Origin of the sequence: Enterobacter cloacae complex sp. 402C9, assembly GCF_050030745.1 — a bacterium.
GTDB classification, from domain to species: domain Bacteria; phylum Pseudomonadota; class Gammaproteobacteria; order Enterobacterales; family Enterobacteriaceae; genus Enterobacter; species Enterobacter intestinihominis.
In genome coordinates, this window is sequence record NZ_JBLGUW010000001.1 from 1,534,253 (window position 1) to 1,552,674 (window position 18,422).

General features: G+C 57.8%; 17 protein-coding genes. 10 read left to right on the forward strand and 7 right to left on the reverse strand.

What is annotated here, in order from left to right; genetic code table 11:
- The first annotated feature begins 10 nt into the window (after positions 1-10).
- The 5 genes from iaaA to gsiD are packed head-to-tail and all read left to right on the forward strand — an operon-like array spanning position 11 to position 6,233.
- Positions 11-949: a beta-aspartyl-peptidase gene (gene iaaA, locus ACQG1K_RS07290; RefSeq protein WP_180243877.1), complete on the forward strand. Its 939-nt coding sequence runs from the start codon at positions 11-13 to the stop codon at positions 947-949.
- 11 nt (positions 950-960) lie between these two features.
- Positions 961-2,832, forward strand: a complete 1,872-nt coding sequence (gene gsiA / locus ACQG1K_RS07295) for a glutathione ABC transporter ATP-binding protein GsiA (RefSeq protein WP_058676915.1) — start codon at positions 961-963, stop codon at positions 2,830-2,832.
- A gap of 23 nt (positions 2,833-2,855) precedes the next feature.
- The gene (gsiB, locus tag ACQG1K_RS07300) at positions 2,856-4,394 is read left to right on the forward strand and encodes a glutathione ABC transporter substrate-binding protein GsiB (protein WP_045621928.1); all 1,539 of its coding nucleotides are present in this window, start codon (positions 2,856-2,858) and stop codon (positions 4,392-4,394) included.
- Between the two features lie 5 nt (positions 4,395-4,399).
- Entirely contained in the window at positions 4,400-5,320 is a 921-nt protein-coding gene (gsiC, locus tag ACQG1K_RS07305) for a glutathione ABC transporter permease GsiC (RefSeq protein WP_006809475.1), read from the forward strand.
- Between the two features lies 1 nt (position 5,321).
- Positions 5,322-6,233: a glutathione ABC transporter permease GsiD gene (gene gsiD, locus ACQG1K_RS07310; protein WP_032624585.1), complete on the forward strand. Its 912-nt coding sequence runs from the start codon at positions 5,322-5,324 to the stop codon at positions 6,231-6,233.
- Between the two features lie 119 nt (positions 6,234-6,352).
- On the opposite strand, the gene rimO is transcribed toward gsiD, so the two are convergent.
- Positions 6,353-7,678, reverse strand: a complete 1,326-nt coding sequence (gene rimO / locus ACQG1K_RS07315; RefSeq protein ID WP_022647549.1) for a 30S ribosomal protein S12 methylthiotransferase RimO — start codon at positions 7,676-7,678, stop codon at positions 6,353-6,355.
- A gap of 217 nt (positions 7,679-7,895) precedes the next feature.
- Here rimO and bssR point away from each other — a divergent pair, with 217 nt between their 5' ends.
- A complete protein-coding gene (gene bssR / locus ACQG1K_RS07320) occupies positions 7,896-8,279 on the forward strand; it encodes a biofilm formation regulator BssR (protein ID WP_367074673.1) in 384 nt (127 codons plus the stop codon).
- 106 nt (positions 8,280-8,385) lie between these two features.
- On the forward strand, positions 8,386-9,504 hold the full coding sequence (locus tag ACQG1K_RS07325; protein ID WP_063148416.1) for a PQQ-dependent sugar dehydrogenase: 1,119 nt from the start codon (positions 8,386-8,388) through the stop codon (positions 9,502-9,504).
- Here the strand turns inward: ACQG1K_RS07325 and ACQG1K_RS07330 are convergent, their stop codons facing one another.
- Positions 9,505-10,131: a glutathione S-transferase family protein gene (locus ACQG1K_RS07330; protein ID WP_022647552.1), complete on the reverse strand. Its 627-nt coding sequence runs from the start codon at positions 10,129-10,131 to the stop codon at positions 9,505-9,507. It abuts the gene before it with no gap.
- A gap of 243 nt (positions 10,132-10,374) precedes the next feature.
- Here ACQG1K_RS07330 and dacC point away from each other — a divergent pair, with 243 nt between their 5' ends.
- Complete coding sequence (gene dacC, locus ACQG1K_RS07335; RefSeq protein ID WP_367074675.1) at positions 10,375-11,580, forward strand: serine-type D-Ala-D-Ala carboxypeptidase; 1,206 nt, start codon at positions 10,375-10,377, stop codon at positions 11,578-11,580.
- An 88-nt stretch (positions 11,581-11,668) separates the two neighbouring features.
- Here the strand turns inward: dacC and deoR are convergent, their stop codons facing one another.
- The 3 genes from deoR to ACQG1K_RS07350 form a co-directional block, all read right to left on the reverse strand.
- On the reverse strand, positions 11,669-12,427 hold the full coding sequence (gene deoR / locus ACQG1K_RS07340; RefSeq protein ID WP_022647554.1) for a DNA-binding transcriptional repressor DeoR: 759 nt from the start codon (positions 12,425-12,427) through the stop codon (positions 11,669-11,671).
- A 67-nt stretch (positions 12,428-12,494) separates the two neighbouring features.
- Complete coding sequence (gene ybjG, locus ACQG1K_RS07345) at positions 12,495-13,103, reverse strand: undecaprenyl-diphosphate phosphatase (protein ID WP_367074676.1); 609 nt, start codon at positions 13,101-13,103, stop codon at positions 12,495-12,497.
- A 7-nt stretch (positions 13,104-13,110) separates the two neighbouring features.
- Positions 13,111-13,839, reverse strand: coding sequence for a phosphatase PAP2 family protein (locus ACQG1K_RS07350; RefSeq protein ID WP_032624581.1), 729 nt, complete (start codon positions 13,837-13,839; stop codon positions 13,111-13,113).
- A 167-nt stretch (positions 13,840-14,006) separates the two neighbouring features.
- Between ACQG1K_RS07350 and ACQG1K_RS07355 the strand changes: the two genes are divergently transcribed.
- Positions 14,007-15,239: an MFS transporter gene (locus ACQG1K_RS07355; RefSeq protein WP_022647557.1), complete on the forward strand. Its 1,233-nt coding sequence runs from the start codon at positions 14,007-14,009 to the stop codon at positions 15,237-15,239.
- Between the two features lie 524 nt (positions 15,240-15,763).
- Here the strand turns inward: ACQG1K_RS07355 and ACQG1K_RS07360 are convergent.
- Together ACQG1K_RS07360 and ACQG1K_RS07365 are read right to left on the reverse strand one after the other, a co-directional pair.
- On the reverse strand, positions 15,764-16,576 hold the full coding sequence (locus ACQG1K_RS07360) for a Cof-type HAD-IIB family hydrolase (RefSeq protein ID WP_022647558.1): 813 nt from the start codon (positions 16,574-16,576) through the stop codon (positions 15,764-15,766).
- Positions 16,566-17,780: an MFS transporter gene (locus ACQG1K_RS07365; protein ID WP_023299676.1), complete on the reverse strand. Its 1,215-nt coding sequence runs from the start codon at positions 17,778-17,780 to the stop codon at positions 16,566-16,568. Before ACQG1K_RS07365 ends, ACQG1K_RS07360 begins: the two co-directional genes overlap by 11 nt.
- An 82-nt stretch (positions 17,781-17,862) precedes the next feature.
- Between ACQG1K_RS07365 and ACQG1K_RS07370 the strand changes: the two genes are divergently transcribed.
- Positions 17,863-18,414, forward strand: a complete 552-nt coding sequence (locus ACQG1K_RS07370; protein WP_032624580.1) for a TetR/AcrR family transcriptional regulator — start codon at positions 17,863-17,865, stop codon at positions 18,412-18,414.
- The last annotated feature ends 8 nt before the right edge of the window (positions 18,415-18,422 follow it).

The following is an 18,422-nucleotide window of genomic DNA, read 5'->3' on the forward strand; positions in this document are numbered from 1 at the left end:
GTGATGCGAAATGAGTAAAGCGGTTATCGCAATTCATGGCGGTGCCGGGGCAATCACCCGTGCACAGCTCAGTCCCGAGCAGGAGAAGCGTTATATTGATGCGCTGAACGCCATTGTGGAAACATGCCAGCGCATGCTGGAAGCGGGCGAAAGCGCGCTGGACGTGGTGACCGAAGCGGTGCGCCTGCTGGAGGAGTGTCCGCTGTTTAATGCCGGTATTGGCTCGGTCTTTACGCGCGATGAAACGCATGAACTGGATGCCTGCGTGATGGACGGCATCACCCTGAAAGCGGGGGCGGTGGCGGGCGTCAGCCGACTGCGCAATCCCGTACTGGCCGCGCGTCTGGTGATGGATCAAAGCCCGCATGTGCTGCTGACCGGTGCGGGGGCGGAGAAATTTGCCGTCGAGCACGGGATGGATACGGTCTCGCCCGATCTTTTTTCCACCGAGGAGCGTTACCGGCAGTTGCTGGAGGCCCGTACAGCGGGGATGACGCAGCTGGACCATGCCGCGCCGCTCGATGAACGCAGAAAAATGGGCACGGTAGGCGCGGTGGCGCTGGATAAAGCCGGTAACCTCGCCGCCGCGACGTCGACAGGCGGTATGACCAACAAGCTTCCCGGACGCGTCGGCGACAGTCCGCTGCCGGGGGCCGGGTGTTACGCTAATAACGCCACGGCGGCGGTGTCATGCACCGGAACCGGCGAAGTGTTTATCCGCGCGCTGGCGGCCTACGACATTACCGCGCTAATGGATTACGGCGGATTAAGTCTGAGTGAGGCCTGCGAGCGGGTGGTAATGGAGAAACTGCCAGCCCTGGGCGGAGAAGGTGGCTTAATCGCGGTGGATCGGGAGGGCAACGTGGCGCTGCCGTTCAACAGTGAAGGGATGTACCGGGCGTGGGGGTATGCCGGCGATGCGCCCAGCACAGGCATTTATCGTGAATAAGGGGGCATTGCGTGCCGCACAGTGAAGAGCTGGACAACTGCGAAGTGCTGGCTGTCCACCAACTGAATATTGCCTTTCAGGAAGAGCGGCAGTTCATCCCTGCAGTACAGAATTTATCGTTTTCGCTCAGGCGCGGCGAGACGCTGGCGATTGTCGGCGAGTCCGGATCCGGTAAATCGGTTACCGCGCTGGCGCTGATGCGTCTGCTTGAGCAGACGGGCGGGCAGGTCACCAGCGAGCGGATGCTGTTGCGCCGTCGCAACCGTCAGGTTATCGATCTCAACGAGCTGAGCGCGTCCCGGATGCAGGGGGTGCGCGGGGCGGATATTGCGATGATTTTTCAGGAGCCGATGACCTCCCTGAACCCGGTCTTCCCGGTGGGCGAGCAGATTGCCGAATCTATCCGCCTGCATCAGGGATTGAGCGGTGATGAGGCGCTCAACGAAGCTAAACGGATGCTGGAGCTGGTACGTATCCCTGAGGCGCACGCGATTTTGTCCCGCTATCCGCATCAGCTTTCCGGTGGCATGCGCCAGCGGGTGATGATTGCGATGGCGCTGTCGTGCCGTCCGGCGGTGCTCATTGCGGACGAACCCACCACGGCGCTGGATGTCACCATTCAGGCCCAGATCCTGCAACTGATTAAGGTGTTGCAGCAGGAGATGGAGATGGGGGTGATATTCATCACCCACGATATGGGGGTGGTGGCGGATATTGCCGATCGGGTGCTGGTTATGCATCAGGGCAATGCCGTGGAAACCGGCTCGGTGGAGCAGGTCTTTCATACGCCGGTGCATCCTTATACTAAAGCGCTGCTGGCGGCGGTCCCGCGTCTGGGCGCCATGAATGGCAGTGATTTTCCGCGCCGTTTTCCGCTGTTCTCTCAGACCGAACAGGGCCAGCAGGAAGACGAAACCGAGCAGAACACGGTGGTTTCCGGCAGGCCGATCCTTGAAGTGCGTGACCTGGTGACCCGTTTCCCGCTGCGCAGCGGGATCCTTAACCGCGTGAAGCGCGAAGTGCATGCGGTTGAATACGTCAGTTTTGATCTCTGGCCGGGCGAAACGCTGGCGCTGGTGGGGGAGTCCGGCTGCGGTAAATCCACCACCGGGCGGGCGCTGCTCAGGCTGGTTGAGTCGCAGGAGGGGAGCATCACCTTCAACGGTGAGCGCATCGATACACTCCCCAATGGTAAATTGCAGGCGGTACGCCGGGATATTCAGTTTATTTTTCAGGATCCTTATGCGTCGCTCGATCCGCGCCATACGGTGGGGTACTCGATTATGGAGCCGCTGCGGGTGCACAACCTGCTCGACGGTGAAGCCGCGCAGCGCCGCGTCGCGTGGCTGCTGGAGCGCGTGGGCCTGAAACCGGAGCATGCCTGGCGTTATCCGCACGAATTTTCTGGCGGTCAGCGACAGCGTATCTGCATAGCCCGGGCATTGGCCCTGAATCCGAAAGTGGTGATTGCGGATGAGTCCGTGTCAGCGCTGGATGTCTCCATCCGCGCGCAAATCATCAATCTCCTGCTCGATTTACAGCGGGATTTGGGCATTGCGTTTCTGTTTATCTCTCACGATATGGCGGTGGTTGAGCGGATCAGCCATCGCGTGGCGGTGATGTACATGGGGCAAATTGTTGAAATTGGCCCCCGTCGGGCAGTATTTGAAAACCCGCAGCATCCGTACACCCGCAAGCTGATGGCCGCCGTACCGGTTGCCGATCCTGAGCATCGTCACGCCCAGCGCGTGCTGTTGCAGGACGAAATGCCGAGCAATATTCGTAAACGGGGCGAAACTCTGGAGCGCGTGGCGCTGCGTGAAGTCGGTCCCGGTCATTTTGTCGCACCCCCGCGTCAGGGCAATGCATTCTCGCGGTTATAACTTACAACAGGCAGGAGAACACAATGGTTCCTTTTGTTGCTCGTCAATGGCTGCTTGCCGCGAGCGTGACGGCTGCGCTGGCCGCCGCCCCCGCGATCGCGGCGAAAGACGTGGTGGTGGCTGTGGGGTCTAACTTCACGACGCTGGATCCGTATGATGCTAACGACACCCTTTCTCAGGCGGTGGCAAAATCCTTCTACCAGGGGCTGTTCGGCCTGGACCGCGAGATGAAGCTGAAAAACGTGCTGGCGGAAGGCTATACCGTGTCGGACGACGGGCTGGTCTATACCGTTAAGCTCCGTACCGGCGTGAAGTTCCAGGACGGCACCGACTTCAACGCCGAGGCGGTTAAGGTCAACCTGGACCGAGCCAGCAATCCGGAAAACGGTCTTAAGCGCTACAACCTGTATAAAAATATCGCCCAAACCGAGGCGGTTGATCCGGCGACGGTGAAGATCACCCTCAAAGAGCCGTTCTCGGCGTTTATCAATATCCTGGCGCATCCCGCGACGGTGATGATTTCCCCTGCGGCGTTGAAGAAATACGGCAAAGAGATTGGCTTCCACCCGGTGGGGACCGGACCGTACGAACTGCTTACCTGGAACCAGACCGATTTTGTGAAGGTGAAGAAATTCGCCGGATACTGGCAGCCGGGGCTGCCGAAGCTGGATACCCTCACCTGGCGGCCGGTCGTGGACAACAATACCCGCGCCGCGATGCTGCAAACCGGCGAAGCGCAGTTTGCCTTCCCGATCCCCTACGAACAGGCAGCGCTGCTGGCGAAAAACAGCAAGCTGGAGCTGGTGGCCAGCCCGTCGATTATGCAGCGCTACATCAGCATGAACGTCACGCAGAAACCGTTTGATAACCCGAAGGTGCGCGAAGCCATCAACTACGCCATTAACCGCCAGGCACTGGTGAAGGTGGCCTTTGCAGGCTACGCCACCCCGGCGACGGGCGTAATGCCGCCAACCATTGAGTACGCGCAGAGCTATCAGCCGTGGCCGTACGATCCGGCGAAAGCGCGGGAACTGCTGAAAGAGGCGGGCTATCCGAACGGCTTTAGCACCACGCTGTGGTCGTCGCATAACCACAGTACCGCGCAGAAGGTGCTGCAATTTACCCAGCAGCAGCTGGCGCAGGTGGGCATTAAAGCCAGGGTCACGGCGATGGATGCCGGACAGCGCGCGGCGGAAGTGGAAGGCAAAGGACAGAAAGAGAGCGGCGTGCGGATGTTCTACACCGGCTGGACGGCTTCAACCGGTGAAGCGGACTGGTCCCTGTCGCCGCTGTTTGCTTCCCAGAACTGGCCGCCAACGCTGTTCAATACCGCGTTCTACAGTAATCCGCAGGTGGATAAGGATCTGGCCGATGCCCTGAAAACCACCAAACCGGAAGAGAAAGCGCGCCTGTACAAAGAGGCGCAGGACATTATCTGGAAAGAGTCGCCGTGGGTGCCGCTGGTGGTGGAAAAACTGGTCTCAGCCCACAACAAAGCGCTGACCGGTTTTTACATCATGCCGGATACGGGCTTTAGCTTTGATGACGCGGATTTGAAATAATACTCATGCTGAATTATGTGTGTAAACGCCTGCTGGGGCTTATCCCGACGCTGCTGATTGTGGCCGTGCTGGTGTTTTTGTTTGTCCACATGCTGCCCGGCGATCCGGCGCGTTTGATTGCCGGACCGGAAGCGGATGCCACGGTTATCGAACTGGTGCGTAAACAGCTCGGTCTTGATCAGCCGCTGTATCGGCAATTTCTGCGCTACATTGGCAATGTCCTTCAGGGCGATTTCGGCATCTCGATGGTGTCGCGTCGTCCGGTGTCGGAGGAGATTGCCAGCCGCTTTATGCCTACCTTCTGGTTAACGATTGCCAGTATGAGCTGGGCGGTTGTGTTTGGCCTGGGCGCGGGAATCGTTGCCGCCGTCTGGCGCAACCGCTGGCCGGATAAGCTCGGTATGGCGCTGGCGGTCACCGGTATCTCTTTCCCGGCGTTTGCGCTGGGTATGCTGCTGATGCAGATTTTCTCCGTCGAGCTGGGCTGGTTGCCCACCGTCGGGGCCGACACCTGGAAGCACTACATTCTGCCCTCTATGACGCTTGGCGCAGCCGTTGCGGCAGTGATGGCCCGTTTCACCCGCGCCTCCTTTGTCGACGTGCTGAGCGAAGATTACATTCGCACCGCGCGGGCAAAAGGGGTGAGTGAGAAATGGGTCATTCTGAAGCATGGTTTTCGTAATGCGATGATCCCGGTGGTCACGATGATGGGGCTACAGTTCGGCTTCCTGCTGGGCGGCTCTATCGTGGTTGAGAAGGTCTTTAACTGGCCGGGGCTGGGGCGCCTGCTGGTCGACTCGGTCGATATGCGTGACTATCCGGTTATTCAGGCTGAAGTTCTGCTTTTCTCGCTGGAGTTTATTCTTATCAACTTAGTGGTGGATGTGCTGTACGCCGCCATTAACCCGGCCATCAGGTATAAGTAAGATGCGATTACTGAACTGGCGTCGCCAGGCCATTTTAAACGCTATGCCGGGGATCAGGCCGGACCATATTCGCACCCCGTGGGTTGAGTTCTGGCGTCGATTCCGTCGTCAGCCCGTCGCTATGGTCGCCGGGTTGTTTGTGTTACTGCTGATCCTGGTGGCGATTATCGCCCCCTGGATAGCCCCGTTTGATGCGGAAAATTACTTCGATTACGACCGGCTGAACGATGGACCGTCGATGATGCACTGGTTTGGCGTGGACTCGCTCGGGCGCGATATTTTCAGCCGCGTGCTGGTAGGGGCGCAGATCTCGCTGGCGGCCGGGGTCTTTGCGGTGCTGATGGGCGCAGCGATTGGCACCGTGCTTGGGCTGGTGGCCGGGTACTATGAAGGCTGGTGGGACCGCATCATCATGCGTATCTGCGACGTGCTGTTTGCCTTTCCCGGTATTCTGCTGGCGATTGCCGTGGTGGCGGTGATGGGCAGCGGCATGGCGAACGTCATCATCGCCGTGGCGGTATTCACGATTCCCGCTTTCGCGCGCCTGGTACGTGGCAACACGCTGGTGCTGAAGCAGCAGACCTTTATCGAGTCGGCCCGCAGCATGGGAGCCGGCGATGCCACTATCCTGTTCAGCCATATTCTGCCGGGAACGGTCTCGTCTATCGTGGTCTATTTCACCATGCGCATAGGCGTGTCGATTATCTCGGCGGCCAGCCTGTCGTTTCTGGGGTTAGGCGCACAGCCGCCGACGCCGGAGTGGGGCGCGATGCTGAACGAGGCGCGGGCGGATATGGTGATCGCCCCGCACGTGGCGATCTTCCCGAGCCTGGCGATTTTCCTGACCGTGCTGGCGTTTAACCTGCTGGGGGATGGGCTGCGCGACGCGCTGGATCCGCGGATTAAGGGGTAGGTTTTTGCAGGAACTTACCCCTCACCCTAACCCTCTCCCCTGAGGGGAGAGGGGACTGCTCGGTGCGGTCTGTTCCCCCTCGCCCCTTTGGGGAGAGGGCCGGGGTGAGGGGTTAAAGATTAAACCCGGCTGCCCCACAAATCATACTCGTCGGCGTTTTCAACCTTCACGCGAATAATATCGCCCGGCTTGACGTTGGTTTCCCCGTTCAGGTACACCGCGCCGTCGATTTCAGGCGCATCCGCCATGCTGCGGCCAATCGCGCCTTCTTCGTCCACTTCGTCGATAATGACCAGAATTTCGCGGCCCACTTTCTCCTGCAAGCGTTCAGCAGAGATCTGCTGTTGCAGCTGCATAAAGCGGTTCCAGCGTTCCTCTTTGACCTCTTCCGGTACCTGGTCCGCCAACTCGTTGGCCGTTGCGCCTTCAACCGGGCTGTACTTGAAGCAGCCCACGCGATCCAGACGCGCTTCTTTCAGGAAGTCGAGCAGCATCTGGAAATCTTCTTCGGTTTCACCCGGGAAGCCAACGATGAAGGTGGAGCGCAGGGTCAGATCCGGGCAGATCTCGCGCCACTGCTTGATGCGCGCCAGCTGGCGGTCAACGGATCCAGGACGCTTCATCAGCTTCAGAATGCGCGGGCTGGCGTGCTGTAACGGGATATCCAGATACGGCAGGATTTTGCCTTCCGCCATCAGCGGAATCACGTCGTCAACGTGCGGGTAAGGGTAGACGTAGTGCAGACGCGTCCAGATCCCGAGCTTAGCAAGCTGCTCGCACAGGCCAACCATGCTGGTTTTTACCGGCTCGCCGTTATGGAAGCCGGAGCGGTGTTTGACGTCCACGCCGTAGGCGGAGGTGTCCTGGGAGATGACCAGTAACTCCTTCACGCCCGCGTCGGCCAGGCGTTTGGCTTCTGCCAGCACCTCGCCAATCGGACGGCTCACCAAATCGCCACGCATCGACGGGATGATGCAGAAGGTGCAGCGATGGTTGCAGCCTTCGGAAATTTTCAGGTAAGCATAGTGGCGCGGCGTCAGCTTCACGCCCTGTTCCGGCACCAGGCTCAGGAACGGGTTGTGCTTTGGCTTTGGTACGTAGTGATGAACATGTTCCAGCACCTGCTCGTAGCTGTGCGGGCCGGTGATCTCCAGTACCTTCGGATGCACTTCGCGGATCTGATCCACCTTCGCGCCCAGGCAGCCGGTGACAATCACTTTGCCATTTTCCGTCAGGGCTTCACCAATGGCTTCCAGTGACTCCTGGACCGCGCTGTCGATGAACCCACAGGTGTTGACGATCACCATGTCGGCGTTGTCGTAGCTTGGCACCACGTCATAGCCTTCAGTGCGAAGTTCAGTCAGGATGCGTTCGGAATCCACCAGGTTCTTCGGGCAGCCCAGGGAGACAAAGCCGATTTTCGGCGGGTGCGTAACATTGCTCATAGGTTAAAAATTCATCAATTATGGAGTTATCAGGGCGGGATTTTACAGCGTATCGCGGGGGATTTATACACTCTTGATGGCGCAGTTGAGGCGGGCAATCGTTGTAACATTGTAAAGAATGTTAATCAGTTATCGTTTATTGATCTCAGGCATCACATTGTACAAAAAATGACCTTATTATTAATAGGGTAACATGGCTGACAGAGGAGGAAATAGCATGTCCGTTGACAGACTGAAACGCGATCTGCTTAACAAGCTGATCAACGCCCGAATCGACCTGGCTGCATATCTGCAACTCCTCAAGGCGAAAGGGTATATGTCAGTCAGCGAAAGCGAAAATCTGCGTGAAAATTTCTTTGAACTTTGCAATTTCATGCGTGAAAAAGCACCCATCCTGAAAGCGCACTGCGCTGAAAACGAATTAGTGGCGCTGCGCCGCGCCGCCGAGGTGCTTTCCATCGCAGGGGTCTGTTTGATGAACGGACGTCACGACTGCCCGAATTTTATTGCCGTTAACGCGGAGAAGCTTGAAAACTGCCTGACCACGCTCGCGCTTTGCATCATGTGTCTGAACAAGCCGGAAACGCTTGCCCGACACTGAACCTGGGGGAGGCAACTCCCCCTTTTGATTAAGCTTTTGTAAAAGTGTTAACGCACCCGGGAACAGTGGCTAATCTTTAAGCCATATGCCGATAAAGGAGTGCGTTATGCCTCGATCCTCGCTGCTTTTCCTCCCTGTACTGTTATTCCCGCTTTCGCTGCTTGCGGCGCCCGAGACGGTTAAGGTCGACGTGCTACAGACAAAACTGGATCACCCCTGGTCGCTGGCGTTTCTGCCTGATAATAAGGGGCTGCTGATCACGCTAAAAGACGGGCAGCTTAAGCACTGGCAGGCAGGGAAAGGGCTCTCCGATCCGATTGTCGGCGTGCCGAAGGTCTGGGCGAGCGGCCAGGGCGGATTGCTGGACGTGGTGCTGGCCCCGGATTTTGAACAATCACGGCGGATCTGGCTCAGCTTCGCCGAGGCGGGTGATGATGGAAAAGCGGGTACCGCGGTGGGGTACGGGCGGTTGAGCGATGACCTCTCGCGCATTGAGGGCTTCCAGGTGGTGTTCCGACAGATGCCGAAGCTCTCTACTGGCAACCACTTTGGCGGACGGCTGGTGTTCGACGGCAAAGGCCATCTCTTTATTGGCCTGGGTGAAAACAACCAGCGCCCGACGGCGCAGGATCTGGATAAGCTTCAGGGCAAGGTGGTGCGCCTGACGGAGGACGGGAAAGTGCCGCCGGATAACCCGTTTGTGAACACCGCCGGTGCACGGCCTGAAATCTGGTCTTACGGCATTCGCAACCCGCAGGGGATGGCGATGAACCCGTGGAGCGACGCGCTGTGGCTTAATGAACACGGCCCTCGCGGCGGGGATGAGATCAACATTCCTGAAAAAGGCAAAAACTACGGCTGGCCGATGGCGACGCACGGGATCAACTACAGCGGCCTGAAAATCCCGGAAGCGAAAGGCGAGCACGTTGAGGGCACTGAAAAACCGCTGTTTGTCTGGAAAGTGTCGCCCGCCGTCAGCGGCATGGCGTTCTACAACAGCGACGTCTTCCCGCAATGGAAAAACAAGCTGTTTATCGGCGCGCTGAAGGAGAAAGACGTCATCGTGCTGAGCGTGAAGGGCAATACCGTGACGGAGGACGGGCGCATTCTTGGGGATAAAGATCATCGAATTCGCGATGTGCGCGTCGGGCCGGATGGTTATCTGTACGTGCTGACCGACGAGACGGACGGGCAGCTTTGGAAAGTCAGCCCGTCCGGGTCGTAATCAGGTCACCGGGATCATCACCACGTTGCGATACGCCGGGCGCTCGCTGAGCTGCTGGATCCAGCGCTGAAGGTGAGGGCGCGGGGTCCAGCTGAGACCCATGTTAGTGAGGTTCCAGACGAAAGGGGCGACGGCGATATCGCCCACGCCGAACGTGTCGCCGGAGAACCAGGTATGCTTCGCCAGTTCGTCGTCCATCATCGCAAACAGCGACTCGCACGCGTCCTGGGCGGCATGAATGGCGGGATAATCACGATCGGCTTCCGGCGTACGGATAAGCCCCATCAGGATCACGCGGTGCGTTGGGGAAAGCGTCTGGTTTGCCCAGTCCATCCATTTTTCGCCCTGCGCGCGCTGGGCTGGATTTTCTACCCACAGCCGACCCTGGCCGTACTGCGCGGCGAGGTATCGCACGATGGTGTTAGACTCCCACAGCGTGGCGTCTGTCTCGTCATCGCGCAGTAGCGGCACCAGTCCGTTTGGGTTCATCGCCAGGTAGTCCGCGTCTTTATTCACGCCAAACTCCAGGCCCGCCATAACCTGCTTGAACGGTAAATCCAGCTCTTCCAGCGTCCAGAGCACTTTTTTCACGTTGGTCGAATTGTTCCTGCCCCACAGCGTAATCATATTTACTCCCGATGAGATGTGAATCCGAGTCAGCTTTTCGCCATGGTGAGATAAACCTAACAATTACGCAACAGATGCTAAAAAAAACACCGCAATCAAAGCGTATCTGAATGTTATTGCATAAACTTTAAAAACTTTACCTGGAACAGGTTTCTTTGAAGGCTGTAGTGCGCTATTACTCATCGCTTCTTGCGACACGGTGATTGTGACGTGATTTTTAGAATGGACACTCGGGTGGCATTTATGACGCAAAAAACTTCCTCTCTGCGCAGCCTGGCGGCAGGCTCGGCGCTGCTTTTCCTTTTTGCCCCAACGCTCCATGCGGCGGAACAGACAGCGCCCGAAGCGCCGCCTGTTGATGCGCGCGCCTGGATCCTGATGGATTACGCCAGCGGGAAAGTGCTGGCGGAAGGTAACGCCGACGAAAAACTCGACCCGGCGAGCCTGACGAAAATTATGACCAGCTATGTGGTCGGCCAGGCGTTGAAAGCGGGCAAGATCAAGCTGAATGACATGGTCACCGTCGGGAAAGATGCCTGGGCGACCGGTAATCCGGCGCTGCGCGGCTCGTCCGTGATGTTCCTGAAGCCTGGCGACCAGGTCTCCGTGTCCGATCTGAATAAAGGGGTCATTATTCAGTCGGGAAATGATGCCTGTATTGCGCTGGCCGATTACGTCGCGGGCAGTCAGGACTCATTTATTGGGCTGATGAATGGCTACGCGAAAAAACTGGGTCTGACCAATACCACTTTTAAAACTGTTCACGGCCTGGATGCGCCGGGTCAGTTCAGTACCGCGCGCGATATGGCGCTGCTGGGCAAAGCGCTGATCCATGACGTGCCGGATGAGTACGCTATCCATAAAGAGAAAGAGTTCACCTTCAACAATATCCGCCAGCCTAACCGTAACCGTCTGCTGTGGAGTAGTAACGTTAACGTGGACGGCATGAAAACCGGTACAACTGCCGGGGCCGGATACAACCTGGTGGCTTCTGCGACGCAGGGCGATATGCGCCTGATCTCAGTGGTGCTGGGAACGAAAACCGACCGTATTCGTTTTAACGAATCCGAAAAACTGCTGACCTGGGGTTTCCGCTTCTTTGAAACCGTCACGCCGATTAAGCCGGACGCCACCTTCGTCAGCCAGCGTGTCTGGTTTGGTGATCAAAGTGAAGTGAACCTGGGAGCGGGTGAAGCGGGTTCCGTCACCATTCCACGCGGTCAGCTGAAAAACCTGAAAGCCAGCTATACCCTGACCGAGCCACAGCTCACCGCACCGTTGAAAAAAGGTCAGGTGGTCGGGACGATAGATTTCCAGCTTAACGGCAAATCTATTGAGCAGCGTCCGCTGGTGGTAATGGAAGCGGTGGAAGAGGGCGGCTTCTTCAGCCGGATGTGGGACTTTGTGTTAATGAAATTCCACGGCTGGTTTGGCAGCTGGTTCAGCTAAGTTTTTGCCGGGTGGCGGCTTCGCCTTACCCGGCCTACAACGGCTCGAACGTAGGCCGGGTAAGGCGAAGCCGCCACCCGGCATAACCTCAATACATCAACTTCACCTGCTGCGCTTTCGCGTATGCCACCAGCTCGTCATCCGGGCGGCAATCACTGACGATGGCGTCAAAGCGCGACAGTTCTCCCATCCTTGCCGGACGGACCTTGCCAAATTTACTGTGATCAACCACCAGCACATGCTGCTGCGCGGCGTTGAGCGCCCACTGTTTCACCGGTAACTCTTCAAGATTAAAACAGGTTGCCCCCTGTTTCACATTCACGCCCGCCGCAGAGTAAAAGGCGATATCAGGGCATACATTGCTCAGCGTGTCCTGAATATTCAGCGGCTTGAAGATGGCGTTGCTGGCATGAAACTCGCCGCCACACAAAATCACCCGGCATGCTGGTTTCTCCTGCAAAGCCAGGAAGGTATTTAGCGAATAACAGACGGCGGTAAAGGGAACGGTGCTGTCGATGGCCTCGATGATCCACGGGGTTGTCGTACCGCAGTCAAAAAACAACGTTTGATGCGGCTGCACCAGCGAGGCGGCGAGCCGCGCGGCTTTGCGCTTCTCTTCCACCAGGCGTGTTTTTTGATCGCTTAACAGATAATGGCTGGCGCTACGCGGCTCCAGAACAATATACCCGCCAAGCAGCACAACGGGGGCGCTGTCGCTGTTCAGATCGCGACGAATGGTCATTTCAGACACGCCAAGCAGGGAAGCGGCTTCCTTAAGATGCAGCTTATCGCTGCGCTTCAGCGCCTGAAGCAGCTGAGCAATGCGGTCATCGCGACGTGTTTCCATAGATCCTCGGGCTAAAAAAGTGAGCCCCCGCAGGGCGGGGGCTCAAGTGTAACCTGACGGACCGGGGTTAGTCACGTATCCAGCCTTTGCGGATCGGAAGAGCAAACAGAACGCGATAGGCCTGTGATAATGCACGATAAAGCGCCGGGCCAAAGAGGCTCCACAGGATGGCTGCGCTGACGCAGCCCATCAGCCCCACCAGGAAACCGCCGACCATATCCAGCGGCCAGTGCACCCCCAGGTAGACGCGGGACCAGGCGATGGCTACTGCCACGCCCATCAGCACCATGCCGGACCACAGGCGATGCCAGAACAGGAAGGCCAGCGCAAAGGTGAAGATCACCGTGCCGTGATCGCTCGGGAACGAGTCATCCGGCGCATGGTGCAGGAAGTTGTAGCCGACGCGATCGACAAACGGACGATCGTGCGGGAAGGCGTGACCCAGCACGTAGCTTGCCAGCACGCTCACGCCAATTGCCATTGCCATTTTGATCACCAGATGGCGCTGGGCGATGACCTGTGTACGAGGTCCCCATAACCAGAGGATCACCGCCAGCGCCGGTACAATGCTAATCAAATCTTTCGCAATGAAGGTGGCGAGATCGATCATCCATTCCGGTGACGACGGCGTGGCGTTGAGCAGGTAAAACAGTTCGTAGTTCAGATTTTCTAACATAATCTCGTTACTCTTTAGCAAACCGGGCGGAAACCAGCCCGTAAACCAGCACCTGGGAAAACCAGACCCACCACCCGGCCCACAGGTTGTGAGAGAAAAAATGCGCGCCGCGCATGACCTGCCCGAAGCCCATCACCAGCCCCATAACAACGCCTGACGCGACAAAGGACCATGCCAGGCGCGGACGTTCACGCCAGAAGGCAAAAAACAGCCCCATCACCATAAACCCGCTGGAGGCGTGGCCGCCGGGAAAGCAGCGTCCCGGTCCGCTGTCTGCCGGAACGGCGCTGAACAGGGGATACGAAACGGACCTGCCGCCATATTCCACCAGATCCCACGGACAGCTGTGGTGGCTTATGCTTTTCAGCACCCCTACTACCAGCGCACCCAGCCCCATCAGAAGCGCGGCCGTTACCAGTCGGGCATTGCGTTTGTAAGCGCCGTATATCAGCGATGCGGCAGCGATAACAATGGTCACATATTTCGCCAGCCGATGGTTCAGCAGATCCAGCAGCGGGTTTTGCTGTAGCGGAAAATGATGCGTCGCTGCGTCATACCAGAAACCGGTTATCCATCGGTCAAGCGATTCATCGCGCGAAAGCCAGGTAAAAAGCACCGCAAGGGCAATAAGCACGAAAAGTTGATAACCATAAAAGCGGGCAGGCAAACGGTAAAGACGTTTTGTCTTATTTGTCGGTAACTTAGATAATTCTGAAGGGCTGACGGCGTGTGTCATAGTTTCGGTCAATAACGTGAAATAGCACTATCATAGGGAGGGCAACTTAAGGAAACCTTAAACAACAACGATAAGTGCGTTATTTCTGTTTTTTCACGTTAATTTGCTATCTCAGACAGCGGTAATTCATTACACTCATCGCGATTTTTTCATACTAAAGAGATTGCATGATAAACCGTTCTTCTTCCGGTAATCGTCTGGGTCGTCAGGCGTTACTTTTTCCTCTGTGTCTGGTGCTTTACGAATTCTCTACCTACATCGGCAACGACATGATCCAGCCCGGCATGCTGGCTGTGGTTGAGCAGTACAACGCAGGTATTGAGTGGGTGCCGACATCCATGACCGCCTATCTGGCGGGCGGCATGTTTTTACAGTGGCTGTTAGGGCCGCTGTCGGATCGTATTGGCCGCCGTCCGGTGATGCTGACGGGCGTAGTGTGGTTTATCGTCACCTGTCTCGCCACGCTGCTGGCGCAGAGTATTGAGCAGTTCACGCTGCTGCGTTTCCTTCAGGGCGTGAGCCTGTGCTTTATTGGCGCCGTGGGCTATGCCGCTATTCAGGAGTCGTTTGAGGAGGCGGTGTGTATCAAAATTACCGCGCTGATGGCAAACGTGGCGCTGATTGCACCGCTTCTTGGGCCGCTGGTGGGAGCCGCATGGGTTCACGTCGCGCCGTGGGAGGGGATGTTCGTCCTCTTTGCCGCGCTTGCGGCTATCTCTTTCTTTGGCCTGCACCGTGCGATGCCGGAAACCGCCACCCGCCTGGGCGAAAAGCTCTCGCTTAAAGAGCTGGGGCGGGATTATAAGGCGGTGCTGAAAAATGGCCGTTTTGTCGCGGGCGCATTGGCGACGGGCTTTGTCAGCCTGCCGCTGCTGGCGTGGATTGCCCAGTCGCCGGTCATTATCATCAGCGGCGAACAGCTTAGCAGCTATGAGTATGGCCTGTTACAGGTGCCGATTTTTGGCGCGCTGATTATCGGTAACCTGGTGCTGGCGCGTCTGACGTCGCGCCGTACCGTGCGTTCGCTGATTATTTTGGGCGGCTGGCCCATAGCGGCAGGGCTGATTATCGCGGCGGTGGCGACCGTAGCCTCGTCTCATGCGTACCTGTGGATGACGGCGGGGCTGAGTGTTTACGCGTTTGGTATCGGCGTGGCGAATGCTGGCCTGGTGCGCCTGACGCTGTTCGCCAGTGAAATGAGTAAAGGCACGGTGTCTGCCGCGATGGGGATGCTGCAAATGCTGATTTTCACCGTCGGTATTGAGGTGAGCAAACATGCCTATGCTTTCGGCGGTAACGGGCTGTTCAGCCTGTTCAACCTCGCAAACGGTGTGCTGTGGGTAGGGCTGATGGTGGTGTTCCTGAAGGACAAACGCGTCGGAAGCGCACTGCAACCGTAATCCTTATTCCCTCTCCCCGTTGGGCGAGCTCGGGACAGTTCCCTCTCCCTGTGGGCTGAGGGATCCCCAGTAATTTGAAAGCAAAAGCGATAACGTCGCCTCAGAATAACTGAGGGCTTTCAGCGATGCCTCGGTCCGGCTGTAAATCGCTGAGGCGTTTCCTGTAGGCCGGGGCGAGGCGCAGGGATGCGCCGAGAGGGCGGGCTTTACAGGGATGTTACCTCCGCCCGTCCCCGATAAGCCGGAAGGAATAAGCCGAAGGCACCGCGAAGCGGCGATTTTCCGCCGGAAGCCCGGGTCGCCAGGGTGGTGGCGACTGAGCCACCCTGGCACGTTCACCGGTCATGTCGTGACAGAGTAGCAAGGAACATAAAGTGAACGGAATGACCACCAGAGCCGTATGTTCCCCCTCACCCCAGCCCTCTCCCTCAAGGGAGAGGGGGCCATCTGTGCAGGCATTATTTTGTGGGGAACCCTCAGCCCTGTGGGAGAGGGTTAGGGTGAAGGCACCAGAGCGCACGGAATCAATTAAACGGCGCCTTCCCCTCCAGCACCATATCAATCACGTCCAGCACCCCTTCGTCATTATTGTTCGGCGCTTCATAGCGGGCCACAGCCTTTATATGCGGTCTGGCGTTGGCCATCGCGAAGCCAAACCCAGCCTGGCGCAGCATCTCCACGTCGTTACCGCTGTCGCCAAAGGCCACCACTTCACTGTCCTCAATGCCCCAGCGCGCTTGCAGGATCCGCAGGCCGTTAGCTTTGTGCACGCCAGGGATTATCAGGTCGATACTGCCGTGACCCGTGGTCACCGGCACCATGATGTCGCCAAGCTTCTCATGCAGCAGCGCCTGAATGCGCGGTATTTCGTCGTCAGAGACGTTAAGCCCGAACTTGAAGAAAATATCGTTGAGGTTGTCAAAGCTGCTGACGCTTTCAAGGCGGTGATAGTATTTCGCCGCAATCTCTTTGAAGAGGTCGTTATACGTTTTCAGCGTGTAGGCGCTGTTTTTTCCGCAGGCAATTATCTCAATGCCGGGCACGTCGTTTAACAGGGTGGCGACGGTCAGAAAATGCTCTTTCGACAGTTCGCCGTTAAACACGTCTTCGCCCGCATCCACCACCCAGCCGCCGTTTTCGGCGACGAAGGCGATTTCATGGGCGATCTCGGGGAAAAATGAGATCAGCTGGTAGTACTGGTTTCCGCTGGCGACCACAAAACGGATGCCTTGCGCTTTCATGCGCGCGTACTGCGCCAGAAAACGCGCGCGATTATAGGTTTTCGCATCGCTCAGGAAGGAGCCATCCATGTCGACTGCAATCAGTTTAACGCTCATATCCCTTCTCCATTGTCGTTTGTTCTGCTTCCGGTTTTGCCACCGCACGCGCCACCAGGGCGGCAATAATCACTAACCCTAACACCACCAGCATGGCGCTGCGCAACCCGTAGTGCTCACCGAGGAATCCAAGCAACGGTGGCCCCACCAGGAAGGCAAGGTAGCCCGTGGTCGCCACAACGCTCACGCGCGTCGGCGCATCGGGACCGGTATCGCTGGCAGCGGAAATGGTCAGCGGGAAGCCAAGGGAGGCGCCCAGCCCCCACAGGATCACCGACACACCGGCAATCCAGTCCACATCCACAAAGATGATCATCGCGATGCCCAGCCCACCCAGCAGGGCGCTGGCACGGACGACCGCCACGCGGCTGTAACGGTCGATAAACCAGCCGCCGGTAAAGCGTCCGACGGTCATGCCGAGCGTAAATCCAGCGTAGATCAGCGAGCCGGAGGTGGGGCTAAATCCGTGCCCGTCCACCATCAGCAACGGTAGCCAGTCGTTGGCGGAGCCTTCAGCAAATGCCATCGCCAGCACCACCACGCCAATCAGCATTAGCTGGAAATCACGATAGAAGGGCAACCCTTTTGCCGCAGACTTCTGTTCGTCCGAGGCGTGTTGTCCTGTGCCTGCGGGAATAGCCCTGATGCCGGTGAGGATCGGGATAATACAGACCAGCGCCGCCAGCAAAATGTGCACATTGGCCGCAATGCCCAGCGCCGTCAGCGCCATCCCCACGCCCGCGCCCGCCAGCGTGCCGAGACTGTAAAAGCCATGCATCATGGGCAGCACCGTTTTGTTCATCGCCTGTTCGACGGCGGCCCCCTCGACGTTAATGGCCACTTCAGCCGCACCAAAGCTGCCGCCAAATACCATCAGCCCAAGGGCAAACATCAGCGGCGAGGCGAACCACAGCGCCACGCTCAAAGCGAACATTCCCACCACGGCGCAGCACATGGTGGTACGGATCACCGCGCGCGTGCCAAAGCGCTTCACCAGCCAGGCCGAGCAGAGGATGCCGCTCATCGAGCCAATCGACAGGCCAAACAGCACGATCCCCATCTCCGCCGTCGAGACGGATAGCGTATCGCGGATTGCCGGGGTGCGCGTTGCCCAGGAAGCCATCAGCAGCCCGGGGATGAAGAAGAACATAAACAGCGCCCACATGCGCAGATGCAGGGCTTTGCGAGGAGAAGTTAGCGTCATTGGGATCAGCACCAGAAGTACAACAATAGCGACAACACTAGCAACTTTGTGTACATTTGTACATAAACCGGATGAGGATTTTATGAGCAGACCACCAAACGACCCTAACCGCCGCGAGAAGATACTCCAGGCGACGTTGGACACCATTGCTGAGCACGGTATTCATGCCGTCACGCACCGCAAAATTGCCACCTGTGCAGGCGTACCGCTGGGGTCGATGACCTACTATTTCGACGGGATGGAGTCGCTTCTGGAGGAGGCGTTCACGTGGTTTACGCAGCAGATGTCTCAGCAGTACCGGGATTTCTTCGCGGGGGTGACCGGGCGGGAGAGGGCGTGCGAGGCCATTACCACGCTGATCCACAGTTCAGCCGTGACCACGCCACACAATATGGCGCTGATGTATCAGCTGTACGCTTTTATGCACCGCAGCGCCGCGCTGAAAACGGTGATGCAGGACTGGATGAAGATGAGCCAGACTACGCTTGAGCAGTGGTTTGATCCGGCCACCGCCCGTGCGCTGGATGCGTTTATCGAGGGGATGACGCTGCATTTTGTAACCGACCGGTCGCCGTTAACCCGGGAGGAGATCCGGGCGATAGTGGGACGGATTGCAGGCGAGGATACCGTCTGATAGCGCTC

What these genes read in the sequence shown, in the direction of transcription:
- ACQG1K_RS07365 (WP_023299676.1), bottom strand. Translation starts at nt 17,780, where the DNA reads ATGACGCTAACTTCTCCTCGCAAAGCCCTGCATCTGCGCATGTGGGCG.
- ACQG1K_RS07325 (WP_063148416.1), top strand. Translation starts at nt 8,386, where the DNA reads ATGCCTCGATCCTCGCTGCTTTTCCTCCCTGTACTGTTATTCCCGCTT.
- rimO (WP_022647549.1), bottom strand. Translation starts at nt 7,678, where the DNA reads ATGAGCAATGTTACGCACCCGCCGAAAATCGGCTTTGTCTCCCTGGGC.
- ACQG1K_RS07355 (WP_022647557.1), top strand. Translation starts at nt 14,007, where the DNA reads ATGATAAACCGTTCTTCTTCCGGTAATCGTCTGGGTCGTCAGGCGTTA.
- gsiC (WP_006809475.1), top strand. Translation starts at nt 4,400, where the DNA reads ATGCTGAATTATGTGTGTAAACGCCTGCTGGGGCTTATCCCGACGCTG.
- dacC (WP_367074675.1), top strand. Translation starts at nt 10,375, where the DNA reads ATGACGCAAAAAACTTCCTCTCTGCGCAGCCTGGCGGCAGGCTCGGCG.
- ACQG1K_RS07330 (WP_022647552.1), bottom strand. Translation starts at nt 10,131, where the DNA reads ATGATTACGCTGTGGGGCAGGAACAATTCGACCAACGTGAAAAAAGTG.
- gsiD (WP_032624585.1), top strand. Translation starts at nt 5,322, where the DNA reads ATGCGATTACTGAACTGGCGTCGCCAGGCCATTTTAAACGCTATGCCG.
- ACQG1K_RS07360 (WP_022647558.1), bottom strand. Translation starts at nt 16,576, where the DNA reads ATGAGCGTTAAACTGATTGCAGTCGACATGGATGGCTCCTTCCTGAGC.
- gsiB (WP_045621928.1), top strand. Translation starts at nt 2,856, where the DNA reads ATGGTTCCTTTTGTTGCTCGTCAATGGCTGCTTGCCGCGAGCGTGACG.
- bssR (WP_367074673.1), top strand. Translation starts at nt 7,896, where the DNA reads ATGTCCGTTGACAGACTGAAACGCGATCTGCTTAACAAGCTGATCAAC.
- iaaA (WP_180243877.1), top strand. Translation starts at nt 11, where the DNA reads ATGAGTAAAGCGGTTATCGCAATTCATGGCGGTGCCGGGGCAATCACC.
- ybjG (WP_367074676.1), bottom strand. Translation starts at nt 13,103, where the DNA reads ATGTTAGAAAATCTGAACTACGAACTGTTTTACCTGCTCAACGCCACG.
- deoR (WP_022647554.1), bottom strand. Translation starts at nt 12,427, where the DNA reads ATGGAAACACGTCGCGATGACCGCATTGCTCAGCTGCTTCAGGCGCTG.
- ACQG1K_RS07350 (WP_032624581.1), bottom strand. Translation starts at nt 13,839, where the DNA reads ATGACACACGCCGTCAGCCCTTCAGAATTATCTAAGTTACCGACAAAT.
- ACQG1K_RS07370 (WP_032624580.1), top strand. Translation starts at nt 17,863, where the DNA reads ATGAGCAGACCACCAAACGACCCTAACCGCCGCGAGAAGATACTCCAG.